Genomic DNA, 13,591 nt, shown 5'->3' with positions numbered 1-13,591 from the left:
TTGGAACACTTATTGCTTTATATCTGCTAAGCAATAGAAGATTGTGAGATATTCACAAAGCAATATTTTTTAAAGGATTTAATTATGATGAGATCTCTTTGGGCTGGGGTTTCAGGACTCCAAGCACACCAATACGCAATGGATGTAGAAGGTAACAACATAGCAAATGTTAATACATTTGGTTTTAAGTATTCTCGTGCGGATTTCTCAACGCTTATGAGCCAAACTTCTAAGATAGCTACAGCTCCAGATGGCAACCTAGGTGGTAAAAACCCTATGCAAGTTGGACTTGGTGCGGGTGTAAATTCTACTACTAGAATTCACTCTCAGGGTAATATTCAAACTACAGATAAAAACACCGATATGGCTATTAATGGGGATGGATTTTTCATCGTTTCAAATGATGGTGGTACCACACAGTTTTTTACTCGTGCAGGGGACTTTAAAACGGATGCGGTAGGAAATTTCGTAGATAATAACGGCTACACCGTTCAAGGTTGGAATTATAATCAAGAAACAGGGCAAATTGACTCTTCAACTTCAGTGCAAGATATAGTGATCCCACCTGGTATGAGTATGCCTGCTAGACCAAGTACTTCAGTAAAACTTACAGCAAATTTAGATAGTGGTAATACTTTAGGTATGAATGCTTCTGCTAAGCGTCCTATCTATGCTCTTGATTCTACTCATGGTAGAAGAGATGATATAGGCAAACCTATAGATGAAAATGATACGGGACATACTGAGTTTTACACTACTTCAAAAAGTGGAGCCCAAGTAACCGAAAAAGGTGTAGACATGGGTGTGGTGTTTAACGCTCAGGGTGAAGGTTTAAATTTAAGAGATGGGCAAGGTATGTGGGTGAGTTTTGCTGATGCTAAATGGCAAGCACCTGCTTTTGCGAATGCAGATTTACCTACTAATGCTACAGAGTTTAAGCCAGACACTAATTATACTTTTTGGGGTTATGAAGCAGCTGATGGAACAAAACATCCGGCAAAATTAGATATTACAATTAATGGTGTTAATATAGTAGCCGAGGGTATTGGTAGGGATACTTTTATTAATGCCATCAATGCTAAGACTTCAGAAACTGGCGTAGTAGCAGCTATAGTAGATGGTAGAATGACTTTTACTAACGATAATAGCACAGGAACTACAGCAAAATCAAAAAATTTGCATATCACAGTAAATGCAGCTGCTAATACTGCAGGACAAGTGCTAGCTACAAATAATGCAGGACAACCTGTAGTACCTGTTCCACCTGCAGGATCAAATATTATAGGCAATGCAGCAAATCCTATAGAAGTCATTACAGCACATGAGTATATTTATAGCTCAAATAGTGTAGATATAGGAGCTAATCCTAATCCAGGCGCAGATACACAAGAAAATGCTAATATGCCTAGTGCAAAAGGACAAAGAACCTTCCATACTACAGAAGACTTAAGAGAGCTTTTGCAAAGAGATGCTAGATATGCTGTAGATTATGATGGTAATGGAAGTATAGTAAATTGGCAAAATGGTGGCGTTGGAGCTGATGCTAATCCTGGTGTAGAAGTAGTAGTAGAAAGTGATGGTAGATTTAAAATAACCAATCCAGCAGGTGATAATGCTAAGGATATGACTTTTAAAGTTACAGGTTATTCTAATGAAACTAATAAAATCGCTACAAATGATAAATTCACAGCGATGTTTAGTGCGCTAGATGGAAATTTTAATGCAGGTAATAATGAAAAATATTCTCAAGACATGTATTTATCAGCGCATACTGCCAGCATGGAAATCTTTGATTCGCTAGGAACTAGACATGAGCTAACTGTGCAATTTACTAAGCAAGCTAAAACAGCAGATGGTGGAGCTGAATGGTCTATCATCATCTCAGTGCCTGAGCCTGCAGAGATTAATTTCAGTGGTGATGGTGCTCCAGGAAATATAGTAGTAGGAAATTTAAAATTTGGTAATGATGGCTCTTTGCAAAGCTATACGCCAAATGTATTGAACTTCACCGGAAATAACGGCTCAAAACCAGATCAAGTTATAAAACTTGACTTTGGAACAACAGGTGGTTTTGATGGTTTAACAAGCTATGATAAAGACTCAGCTACCACTAAACAAGAAACTGATGGTTACACAGGGGGTAACTTAAAGCCAGATGCATTAAGAACTGATGAGAATGGTTATATCTATGGAGAATTTACAAATGGTAAAACTTTAGCTCTAGCTAAGGTTGCTCTAGCTACTTTCCCAAATAATATGGGTCTTGAAGAAATGGGTAATAACCTTTTCAAAGCGACAGCAAACTCAGGAACACCTACTATAGGCCATGCTGGTGAAGGTGGTAGAGGGGGCTTAAAAGGCTCAGCTATAGAAATGTCAAACGTGGATTTAAGTCGTGCATTAACAGAGCTTATCGTAATCCAAAGAGGTTATCAAGCAAACTCAAAAACGATTACCACAAGTGATCAGCTTTTAAATACTTTGCTTCAATTAAAACAATAATTCTAACCCAAGGTTTTAAAACCTTGGGATCAAGCTTTACAAGGTTATCGAGGTAGCCTTGTAATACTTGATAGCCTTGAAGCCTTCAATCTATTGCTAACTCACTTCTTTCTTGCCTTAAGGAGTGAGTAGCATGATTTGCATATCGACAAGTTAAAATAAAAATTTATAAACTTGGATTTTTAAAATTTATCATTAATGGTTCTAGCCATTTGGTAGTTTCAAATACTTCCAGCTTGCTGTTTTTAAATTCTAAGAGTTTTTTATAATTTTGAGTATTGTCAAAAATAGTAATGTGATTACAGAATTTAGCAACGGTGTTAAAATTTTGTAAAGATTCATAGTATCTTTTTTCTATAAGTTCTTCTTTTATATCATGCCCGCCTTTAGCTACGCGAATTTTAACTCTTTGTTTTGCTGTGTTTGGAGAGTCTAGCCCGATGTAGTAAAGATTTATAGTGTAAGAATTTTTTGTAGCTTTTTGAATAAAGATAAAATGCTAGTGCCACAAAGTGTGGTTTCTTGGTTAAAATCATAAGCTTTTTTGATATAGTTTTCACGCATTTTAATGGCTATCCTTGAAGCTCTAAATTGATCTTCTTGATTTTTCCAGTCGCCAAAGCTACTTACGATTTCATCGATGTTGATTCTAAGTCCAAAGTCTTTGTTTTTTTCAAGTTCATTATAATACAAGGTAGTTTTTTTCCACATCCTTCGGCTCCTGCAAAAATAGTAGCTATTTTTTTCATTAATAAAGCCTTTATTGATTGATGAGAAATTTTAACATAAATTGTTTATAAGTGTTTTGAAAATAAATATAAAGTTTTTTAAAAAAGGTTCGATATAGTCAGTGAATCTTTTCAAAAATATTGCTTAATTAAGCGTGAGAAATCACGCTTAACTTCTTTTTGATTTTATTTAACTTTCTTTTATTGATTAAACTTAGATAAGAAACCAAAGATAAAAACGCACAAGTGCCTAAAATAAGTGATAAAAATATAGGTGTATTAGCATTTAAAAGACTTACTAAAAATGCCATCACTCCTGCCATAGCAAATTGTGCTGCACCTAAGAGTGCTGAAGCACTACCTGCATTTTGTTTTGATCTTGCCATAGCTAAAGTGGTGGTGTTTGGCAGGATAAAACCTAAACTTGCTATAATCAAAAATAAAGGAATTTCAAAAGCCCAAAAACCTAGATCAAAAGTTGCTCCTAAAATGAGTAAAAAAGTTAAAAAAGTAATCATCATAAAAGATCTAGGTAGTATATAATAAGGAGAAAAACGAAGAGCTAATCTTGCGTTGATATTTGCAAATATCACAAAGCCTAATGCATTTATACCAAAAAGTATAGCATATTGTTGTTCACTAAGATTAAAAATACGTGTAAAAATAAAAGATGATCCGGTTAAATAAGCAAAAAAACCTGCAAAGATTAAATTACCGCAAAGCAAATACACCACAAAACGACGGTCTTTTAAAATTTTTTTATAACCTTTTAAAACTTCTTTATGATTAAATTTTTTTCCTTTAGTATTATGATTGCTTTCTTTTAAGGCAAAAATAACAAGCATAAACAAAATAAAACCTAAAATAAATAATGTCAAAAATATACTACGCCAAGAAAAAAACTCAAGCAAAATCCCACCAAAAGTAGGTGAGAGCATAGGAGCTAAAGAGGTAAAAACCATCATTAGTGCATAAATTCCTGCCGCCTCTTTAAGTTCAAAAACGTCATTTACTATAGCTCTTGCTACAACTACGCCTACACAACCTCCCAAAGCTTCAAAAAAACGCAAAGCTATAAAAGCATGAATAGAATCAACCAAAACACAAGCAATACTCGAAGAAATAAAAAGAAAAAGTCCTATGTATAAAGGTTTTTTTCTGCCATATACATCACTTAATGGCCCATAAAAAAGCTGACCCAAAGAAAAGGCTATGAAAAAACTTGCAAGGGAAAGTTGAGTATAAAAAGAATTGGTTTGAAAGCTTTTTTCTACTTCATTTAAAGCAGGCAAATACATATCAGTTGAAAGTGGTGCAATAGATGATAAAAAAGCCAAAATTATAATAAGCTTGAGTTTTTCAAAACCTTTTATCTGTGTGTGCTGTTGCATAAGTATTCCTAAAATATTTTTATCATTGTATAGTAAAAGAATTTAAAATAAGCAATAATTTACATTTTTTAAAGGCAAATAAGATAAAATTAAACTAAAAATAATCAAGGAAAAGTTATGAATATGCCTTTTAGTGATGAGGAATTAATCGAGCCTGTAAAAGCAAGTCTAGCTAAAACTATGCATATTTTAGAAAATGATGGCGGGGGGCTTGATTTTTTAGGTGTAAAAAATGGTGTAGTTTATGTAAAATTAACCGGAGCTTGTCATGGCTGTCCAGCTAGTGGGACGACTTTAAAATATGGTTTGGAAAAACAGCTTAAAATCGACATACATCCAGATATTTCTATAGTAAATTTAGCAGGCGGGGAAAGCGAATTTGCAAAATTATAAAAAAATAGCCATAGAGTGTTTTTATAAAAAAGATTTTAAAAATGCTAAGATGTATTTTTCTCTTGCTTATGAAAAGCGTAAAAACAAAAGACTTTTAACTTTTATTAGTATTTGTGATTTGGCGTTAAAAAGCCCTGAAGAAGCTTTTGTTTTTTTTGAATTTTTTATGCAAAATTATAAAAATACTAAAGTAGATAAAGACTTAGAAAAACTCATTAATCTTAGTCAAAGTGTGCAATTTGAGGAAGATAGTGAGGATTTTGAGGGTTTGAGTTATCAAGATTTTTTACTGAGTGAAGCAAAAGTTGGGTTTAAACAAGCTTTAGAAAATGTTATAATATCAAATAAACTTATCATTAATGATAAAGAAGACTTTGTGGATTTTTTAGAAAAACTTTTAGAGCACGGTTATAAAGATATGCTTGTAGCCTATATGGAAGATGTTTCAGCGCATTTTTATTCTAATTATAGATTTATCAAGCTTAGTGAGAAAATCAAGGAATTAAATTATGATAGTAAAGATTGAAAATACTTTCATTTGTGATAATTCTAATGAATGCGAAAAAGATTGTTTTTTCTTAAAAACTGTTCAAAATGAAAAATTTCTTCATCAAGCTTTAGAAAAACAAGCAAAAATTATAAGTATAGCTGAGTGTAAGAAACTTTTAAATATAGATGAAAATATAAAAATCATAGGCATAACAGGCACAAACGGCAAGACAACTACTGCAGGTGCTATTTATTCTATCTTGCTTGATTTAGGTTATAAATGCGCTTTGATGGGAACTAGGGGTAGTTTTATAAATGATAAAAATATCACTCCAAAAGGCTTAACTACTGCTCCTATTTTGCAAACTTTAGAGCTTTTATCTTTAGCAAGTAAGGAAAAATGTGAATTTTTAATTATGGAAGTAAGTTCGCATGCTTTGGTGCAAAACCGCATTGAAGGGCTTGAGTTTAAGGCTAAAATTTTTACTAATATCACTCAAGATCATTTAGATTTTCATGGGGATTTTCAAAACTACCAAGTGGCAAAAGAAAGTTTTTTTACTGATGAATGTATGAAATTTATCAATAAAGATGCAAAAGCTATAAATTTTAATGTCAAAGGTGCTTTTACTTACGGAGTAGAAAATCCAAGTTATTATCACATTAAAGCTTATGCTTTAAAAAACGGCATTGAAGCTGTGGTAAATTTTGGAAAAGAAACTTTTATGATTGACTCTTCTTTGGTGGGGCTTTTTAATCTTTATAATCTTTTAGCTGCAAGTGCTTGTGTGAATGAACTTGTAAAACCAAATTTAAAAGAGCTTGAAAAGGCCATTAGTAATTTTGGTGGCATTGAAGGTAGAATGCAAGTAGTCGCAAAAGATGTGATTGTAGATTTTGCCCATACACCTGATGGTATAGAAAAAGTTTTAGATGCTTTAAAGTATCGTGATTTGATTGTAGTTTTTGGAGCAGGGGGAGATAGAGATAAAACTAAGCGTCCGTTAATGGCTAAAATTGCCAAACACTATGCTAAAAACCTTATCATCACAAGTGATAATCCGCGTTCAGAAGAACCGATAGATATTATTAATGATATTTTAAGTGGCATAGAAAAAGATGAGAGTGTTTTTATAGAATGTGATAGAAAAGAAGCGATAAAAAAAGCATTAAAACTTAAAACTAAAAATGATTTTGTGGTGATTTTAGGTAAGGGTGATGAGACTTATCAAGAGATCAAGGGTGTAAAATATCCTTTTAATGATAAAGAAGTAGTATTAGAGATATTAAAAGAAGGAAAATAAATGTTTGAAAATATGGATTTTTCTAAAATGGGTGAGCTTTTAACTAAGGCTCAAGAGAAAGCAAATGAATTAGAGCAAGAGGCTTTAAAAAAAGAATTTAGTGCAAAAAGTGGCGGTGGTTTAGTAAAAGTTAGTGCTAATGGAAAAGGTGAAATCATCGATATAAATATTGATGATTCTTTGCTTGAAGATAAAGAGTCTATGCAAATTTTACTAATAGCAGCGATGAATGATGTGATGAAAATGGTAGAACAAAATAAAAAATCAATGGCTAGTAATTTATTTAGCGGAATGGGAATGCTATGAGAATTTTACTTTGTATTTTGGGTATAACTTGTGTACTTTTTGCTGTACCAAGACCGACTTTTAATGATTTTTTGGGTTGTTATGAAAAAAACAAAGCTAGTATGTTAATTTATGAGGGTTTGCCTGCCTTTGCTTTAAATGAAAATACTCTAGCAGTGGTTAAAACTAAAAACGCGAAATTAAACAGCTATACCAAGTATGATCCTTTTTTAAATTTATATTTGGTAAAGACAGATTTTAGTTTAATCCCTGCTCCTATGGGAGATGAAGAAGAATTAACGCGCAATAGCTGGGTGGGAATTTTAGATAGCAATAAAAGCTATATAGGGCATTTGAAGTATTTTGGACAAAGTTTAACAGAGCGTGATCAGCTTGATTTTACTTCTAAAATCGGAGAGCTTAACTCGCCATGTTGTAAAATGTTAGGTATAACTTTAGAAGATGGCAAGCTCATAGGTAATCGTTATTTAAAACACTTTGCAAAATATCCTGATGTTTATTGGGGTGATATAGGTGTGGATTTTGATATGCGTGATGGCAAAATTTATGTAAAAAATGTGCGCAAAAACGGACAATTTTTGCTTAATGATGAGCTTGTGAGTGTAGATGGACAAGTTTATGATGATTTAAGAAAGCTAAATGAGAAAATTTTATTTGCCGATCGTGGTGCAACTTTGTATTTTAATATGCTAAGAGACAATAAAGATGTAAATATTTCCACGACAGTTTTTGATAAAGATTTAGGTGTATTTGCTAAACCTAAAAAAGTAGTTCAAGCTAAGCCAACTTCTTTTTATAGTAATCTAGGATTGCGCATAGATATGAAAATGAATGTTACAGAAGTAACTCCAAATTCTAAAGCGCAAATGGCTGGATTTTTGAAAGGGGATAAAATTTTAAGAATTAATAATCAAAAAATCAACAATTTCAATGAGCTTCAAGCCATACTAAGTCAAGCTAATGTTTTTGATATTTTGATCTCAAGACAAGCAAGTAATATCCCTTCAGCTAAAAATAATGATTTTGAGCATTTTAATAAAGGATATTTTGACTTTTTTATAAGGCTAAGTAAGTGATTTTAGAAAAATTCAAACAGCATTTAGAGCGAAATTTTCCTAAAATTCAAAGCTTTCATCCGTTTTTCAATGAGGCTTTAAAATGGATGTTAGAAGCTGGTGGGAAGCATTTTAGAGCTCAACTGCTTTTAGGGATAGTGAATGCTAAAAATCCTGCTTTGTTTGAAAAAGCTTTAAATGCGGCTTTGGCTTTGGAATTTATCCACACTTACTCTTTAATACATGATGATTTACCTGCTATGGATAATGCCTCTTTGCGTAGAGGAAAACAAACTTTACACAAAAAATACGATGAAACCACAGCTATTTTAGTAGGTGATGCTTTAAATACCGAAGCTTTTTTACTGCTTTCAAGACTTGATTTAAAAGAAAATGTTAAATTAAAACTCATAGAAACTTTAGCTTTTAATGCAGGGCTTGGCGGTATGATTATCGGGCAAGCTATTGATTGTTATTTTGAAGACATGCCTTTAAATTTAGAGCAAGTTGAGTTTTTGCATATTCATAAAACTGCAAGATTAATCGCAGCAGCTTTAAGAATGGGTTGTGAAATTTGTGAGTTAGATGAAAAAGAATGCGAGCAAATTTATGAAATAGGGCTTTTGATAGGATTAGTTTTTCAAATCAAAGATGATATTATCGATGCGACTTTAGATACCCAAGAAGCAGGTAAGCCAACTCATAATGATTTGCATAAAAATTCTTTTGTAAAACTTTTGGGTTTAGAAGGCGCTAAAAAGGCAAAAGATGATAAAATTGCATTATGCGAAGAAAAAATGAAAAATTTAGACTCTAAGCTTGCTAATGAGCTTCAAGTTTTGATTGATAAATATTTAAAAGGTTAAACAATGTTACAAAAACAAGCCAACACTATAAGATTTTTATGTGCAGATATGGTACAAAAAGCAAATTCAGGCCATCCAGGTGCACCTATGGGTCTAGCAGATATTATAAGTGTTTTAAGTACTCATTTAGTGCATAATCCAAAAGATCCTACATGGTTAAATCGCGATAGATTAGTTTTTTCAGGCGGTCACGCTAGTGCTTTGCTTTATAGCTTTTTACATTTGAGTGGTTATGATGTAAGTTTAGAGGACTTAAAAAATTTCCGTCAATTACACTCTAAAACTCCAGGTCATCCTGAAATTTTTACCCCAGGTGTTGAAATCGCTACAGGACCTTTAGGACAAGGCATTGCAAATGCGGTTGGTTTTGCTATGGCAGCTAAAAAGGCAAGTTTGCTTTTGGGTGAAGATATTATCAATCACAAAGTATATTGTTTATGTGGTGATGGGGATTTACAAGAAGGAATTTCTTATGAAGCTTGTTCTTTAGCAGGACTTCATAAACTTGATAATTTAATCATCATTTATGATAGCAATAATATTTCAATCGAAGGTGATGTGGCTATTGCTTTTAATGAAAATGTAAAAGAGCGTTTTAGAGCGCAAAATTTTGAAGTACTTGAGATAGATGGGCATGATTTTGAGCAAATTGATTTAGCATTAAAAACTGCTAAAGAAAGTAAAAAGCCTTGTTTAATCATCGCTCATACTACCATAGCTAAAGGAGCTTTAGAGCTTGAGGGAAGTCATCATTCTCACGGAGCGCCTTTGGGTGAAGAGCTTATAAAAAAGGCAAAAGAAGCTTTAGGTTTTGATCCACAAAAAACTTTTGAAATCCCAGAAGAAGTTAAAATTCGCTTTAGCACTGCAATAGAACTTGGGGATTTAGCACAAGCTAAGTGGAATCAAAAAGTGCAAAATTTAAATACAGAAAAACAAGCTTTATTAAAAGAGCTTTTAGAGCCTGATTTTTCAAAAATACAATTTCCTGATTTTAAAGGACAAGATTTAGCTACTAGAGATAGCAATGGTATGATTTTAAATGCTATCGCTAAAGCTTTACCGGGATTTTTAGGTGGTAGTGCAGATTTAGGTCCATCAAATAAAACTGAACTTAAAGATATGGGCGATTTTCCAAATGGAAAAAATATCCACTATGGTATAAGAGAGCATGCAATGGCTGCTATATCAAATGCTTTTGCTAGATATGGTTTGTTTTTGCCTTATTGTGCTACCTTTTTTATATTTAGCGAGTATTTAAAACCTGCTGCAAGAATAGCAGCTTTGATGAGGGCTAAACATTTTTTTATTTTTACTCATGATAGTATAGGGGTTGGTGAAGATGGTCCAACACACCAACCTATAGAGCAACTTAGCACTTTTAGAGCTATGCCAAATTCATTAACATTTAGAGTGGCTGATGGGGTCGAAAATGTAAAAGCATGGCAGATTGCACTTAAAACTAATATGCCAAGTGTTTTTGTTTTATCGCGTCAAAAATTAAGTGCTTTAAGCGAGCCTGTTTTTGGAGATGTGGAAAATGGGGCTTATTTATTAGAAGAAAACGCAAATGCACAATTTACACTTTTAGCAAGTGGTAGTGAAGTATCATTGTGTGTAAAAACAGCTAAGATTTTAAAAGAAAAAGGTGTGGTTGCTAATGTAGTTTCTATGCCTTGTTATGAGTTATTTATTGCTCAAGAAAAGTCTTATAAAGAAAGAATTTTACAAGGTAAGGTTATAGGTGTTGAAGCTGCAAATTCAAACGAGCTTTATAGAATTTGTGATGAGCTTTATGGTATAGAAAGTTTTGGTGAGAGTGGTAAAGATAAAGATGTATTTGAGCATTTTGGATTTAGTGAGGAGAAATTAAGCTCATATATTTTAAGTTTATGTAATGAAAAATAAAATCATCAAAGACATTAAAAACCAAGAATGTGTTTTTAGTGTTTTTGGTATATGGGATAAAACTAGCGTAGGAAAATTGGAAAAATTAGATTTTCCTACTCAAAAAAATATTATTTTTGATTTTGCAAATTTAGATTTTATAGATACTGCTGGGATTAGGTATTTTCTAGCTTTAGAAAATGAACTTAAGCAAAAAGGTTTTGAGCTTAGTAGAGTAAATCTTAAAAGTGAGCATGCTAAGCTTTTTGAACTTTGTCAAAAACACTATAAAAGCTTTTATAATTCTCATGAAGATAAAAAAACAATCAAAGATTTTTTTGAAAATTTAGGAAAAAAGGTTGTTGAATCTTTTGCGCTTTTGGTGCAGTTTTTAAATTTCATTGGGCTTATTATTTATACTTGTTTTAAAACACTTTTAAATCCTAAAAAACTTCGCTTTAAGGCATTTTTATATCATGTAGAAAATAGTGCTATTAATGCTTTGCCTATTATTATGCTAACTTCATTACTTGTCGGTGTAGTGCTTGCTTATCAAGCTGCGTATCAACTTGCACAATTTGGAGCTAATATTTATATTGTTGATTTAATGGGAATTTCTGCCACTAGAGAACTTGCGCCATTAATTAGTGCTATAGTTATAGCTGGTAGGAGTGCAAGTTCTTATACAGCCCAAATTGGAGTAATGAAGCTTACTGATGAAATAGATGCGATGAAAACTATGGGTTTTAAAGAAAGTGAGTTTATCATTTTACCTAGGGTTTTAGCCTTAGCACTTGCTATGCCTTTAGTAGTAATAGTAGCTGATATTTTAAGCATTATAGGTGGAATTGTAGTTGCTTGGTTTAGTTTAGAAATTAGTGCGAGTGAGTTTATGAGTCGTTTTAAAGAAGCAGTGGAGTTAAAACATATCATCATAGGGCTTATAAAAGCACCTATTTTTGGATTTTTGATTGCTTCTATTGCTTGTTTTAGAGGATTTTTTGTGCAAAAAACTACCGAAAGCATAGGTGTTTATACGACAAAAAGTGTGGTAAATGCTATTTTTTGGGTGATAGCTTTTGATGCAATTTTTTCTGTATTTTTAACAAAGGCTGGATTTTGATTATAAAAGCTAAAAATATTAGCACTTATTTTGGAAGCAAATGTGTACATGAAGATATTAGCTTTGAAGTGCATGATAATGAAATTTTTGGCATTTTAGGCGGTAGTGGTAGTGGTAAATCTGTACTTTTAAGACAAATGTTAATGCTTGAGCATTTTGATAAGGGTGAGTATGAAATTTTGGGTAAGAAATTAAAAAATATAAGTGATGAAGATGCTTTATTTTTGCAAAAACAATGGGGTGTTGTTTTTCAATATGGAGCATTATTTAGCTTTTTTAATATACTTGAAAATATTAGCATACCTTTAGTTGAATACACAAAGCTTAATAAAAATGATATCAAAGAAATAGCCATGATGAAGCTTAAGATGGTAGGGCTTGATGAGAGTGTGGCTAAGCTTTATCCAAGTGAGTTAAGTGGGGGTATGAAAAAAAGAGTGGCCATAGCTAGAGCTTTAGCACTTGATTCTAAATTGCTTTTTTTAGATGAGCCAACTTCAGGGCTTGATCCTTATAGTTCAAGAGAATTTGATGAATTGCTTTTGAACTTAAAGCAAAGTTTTAAACTATGTGTGGTTTTGATTACTCATGATAAGGAAAGTATGAAAAATGTATTAAATCGCTTTTTGATTATAGAGAATAAAAAAGTTGGTTTTTTGGGAAATGTTGAAGCTTTACAAGAGCAAAATCCAAGACTTTATGAGAGGTTTATGCAATAATGGAAAATAAAGCAAATTATATTTTGATCGGAATTTTTGTTTGTGTGTTATTTTTTATCAGCTTGTTTTTTATGGTGTGGTATGGAAATTTAAAAGATGAAAAATCATTCAAATATTATGAAATTTATATGGAAGAATCAGTTGCAGGGCTTAGTGTTAAAGCTCCAGTTAAATTTTTAGGGGTTGATGTTGGCAGTGTCGAAAATATTAGTATAGATAGCTCGAGCAAGCAACTAAGAGTAAAAATTTTAGTTAAGCTTGATTCTAGTTTAGTTGTTAAAACAGATACTTATGCAAGCTTACAAATTCAAGGTATAACAGGGTTTAAATTTATTCAACTTGCAGGCGGAAGTGAAGAAGCTAGCGTCTTAAAAGCAGATGATGATACTTATCCTATTATAACATCAAAAGAAAGTTTTTTGACAAGTATAGATAAGCAAGCAAATAATCTCTTAGAGCTTATTAATGTCTCAAAACTTAAGCTAGAAAATCTTTTAAGCGATAAAAATCTAAAAAATATCGAGCAAATTTTACAAAATTCATCAGAGTTATCTGCACATTTAAATGCTAATGCGCCAGCATTTTTAGCAAATTTAAATAAAACAAGCTCTAAACTTGGCAAAAGTGCAGATGAATTTTCAAATTTTTTAAACAATGCTAATAGCCAACTTAATGAGCTTAATAAAAGCAGAATGCTTTTAAATGAAAATTTAGATATTTTAAGAGTTTTATTTTTGGATTTTACGCAATTATTAAATAGTCTAAAGCAAAATCCTTCAAATGTAATTTATAAAGATAAAGCAACTCAATATGCTCCAGGAGAATAAA

The 13,591-nt window shown here is 32.1% G+C and carries 13 protein-coding genes; 11 read left to right on the top strand and 2 right to left on the bottom strand.

Going from position 1 to position 13,591, the window contains the following annotated elements; translation table 11 throughout:
* Positions 1–84 precede the first annotated feature (84 nt).
* Entirely contained in the window at positions 85–2,502 is a 2,418-nt protein-coding gene (flgE, locus tag L8X40_RS04480; protein ID WP_263667425.1) for a flagellar hook protein FlgE, read from the top strand.
* Between the two features lie 453 nt (positions 2,503–2,955).
* On the opposite strand, the gene L8X40_RS04475 is transcribed toward flgE, so the two are convergent.
* On the bottom strand, positions 2,956–3,213 hold the full coding sequence (locus tag L8X40_RS04475) for a hypothetical protein (protein WP_204507006.1): 258 nt from the start codon (positions 3,211–3,213) through the stop codon (positions 2,956–2,958).
* A gap of 166 nt (positions 3,214–3,379) precedes the next feature.
* Entirely contained in the window at positions 3,380–4,621 is a 1,242-nt protein-coding gene (locus L8X40_RS04470) for a multidrug effflux MFS transporter (protein WP_087700820.1), read from the bottom strand.
* Positions 4,622–4,744: 123 nt separating this feature from the next.
* On the opposite strand from L8X40_RS04470, the gene L8X40_RS04465 reads away from it, so the two are divergent.
* Genes L8X40_RS04465 through L8X40_RS04420 form a run of 10 tightly spaced genes read left to right on the top strand, consistent with a single transcriptional unit; the run spans position 4,745 to position 13,590 of the window.
* Positions 4,745–5,014: a NifU family protein gene (locus L8X40_RS04465; RefSeq protein WP_087700850.1), complete on the top strand. Its 270-nt coding sequence runs from the start codon at positions 4,745–4,747 to the stop codon at positions 5,012–5,014.
* Positions 5,001–5,540: a histidine kinase gene (locus tag L8X40_RS04460; RefSeq protein ID WP_087700821.1), complete on the top strand. Its 540-nt coding sequence runs from the start codon at positions 5,001–5,003 to the stop codon at positions 5,538–5,540. The genes L8X40_RS04465 and L8X40_RS04460 overlap by 14 nt, the downstream gene beginning before the upstream one ends.
* The gene (locus tag L8X40_RS04455) at positions 5,524–6,807 is read left to right on the top strand and encodes a UDP-N-acetylmuramoyl-L-alanyl-D-glutamate--2,6-diaminopimelate ligase (protein ID WP_087700822.1); all 1,284 of its coding nucleotides are present in this window, start codon (positions 5,524–5,526) and stop codon (positions 6,805–6,807) included. Before L8X40_RS04460 ends, L8X40_RS04455 begins: the two co-directional genes overlap by 17 nt.
* Entirely contained in the window at positions 6,808–7,113 is a 306-nt protein-coding gene (locus L8X40_RS04450; protein ID WP_039617208.1) for a YbaB/EbfC family nucleoid-associated protein, read from the top strand. It abuts the gene before it with no gap.
* Positions 7,110–8,189, top strand: coding sequence for a PDZ domain-containing protein (locus L8X40_RS04445; protein ID WP_263667423.1), 1,080 nt, complete (start codon positions 7,110–7,112; stop codon positions 8,187–8,189). Before L8X40_RS04450 ends, L8X40_RS04445 begins: the two co-directional genes overlap by 4 nt.
* A complete protein-coding gene (locus L8X40_RS04440; protein ID WP_192866653.1) occupies positions 8,189–9,034 on the top strand; it encodes a polyprenyl synthetase family protein in 846 nt (281 codons plus the stop codon). Before L8X40_RS04445 ends, L8X40_RS04440 begins: the two co-directional genes overlap by 1 nt.
* A gap of 3 nt (positions 9,035–9,037) precedes the next feature.
* Entirely contained in the window at positions 9,038–10,942 is a 1,905-nt protein-coding gene (gene tkt / locus L8X40_RS04435) for a transketolase (RefSeq protein WP_263667422.1), read from the top strand.
* Between the two features lies 1 nt (position 10,943).
* A complete protein-coding gene (locus L8X40_RS04430) occupies positions 10,944–12,044 on the top strand; it encodes an MlaE family lipid ABC transporter permease subunit (RefSeq protein WP_412175584.1) in 1,101 nt (366 codons plus the stop codon).
* Positions 12,041–12,763, top strand: a complete 723-nt coding sequence (locus L8X40_RS04425; RefSeq protein ID WP_087700827.1) for an ABC transporter ATP-binding protein — start codon at positions 12,041–12,043, stop codon at positions 12,761–12,763. Before L8X40_RS04430 ends, L8X40_RS04425 begins: the two co-directional genes overlap by 4 nt.
* Positions 12,763–13,590: an MlaD family protein gene (locus tag L8X40_RS04420; protein WP_087700828.1), complete on the top strand. Its 828-nt coding sequence runs from the start codon at positions 12,763–12,765 to the stop codon at positions 13,588–13,590. The genes L8X40_RS04425 and L8X40_RS04420 overlap by 1 nt, the downstream gene beginning before the upstream one ends.
* The last annotated feature ends 1 nt before the right edge of the window (position 13,591 follow it).

Origin of the sequence: Campylobacter sp. CNRCH_2013_0855 (assembly GCF_025773025.1) — a bacterium.
In the GTDB taxonomy this organism is placed as follows: Bacteria; Campylobacterota; Campylobacteria; order Campylobacterales; family Campylobacteraceae; genus Campylobacter_D; species Campylobacter_D jejuni_C.
The sequence above is the reverse complement of the archived record's forward strand: the minus strand, read 5'-3'. Positions and strand labels throughout refer to the sequence as shown.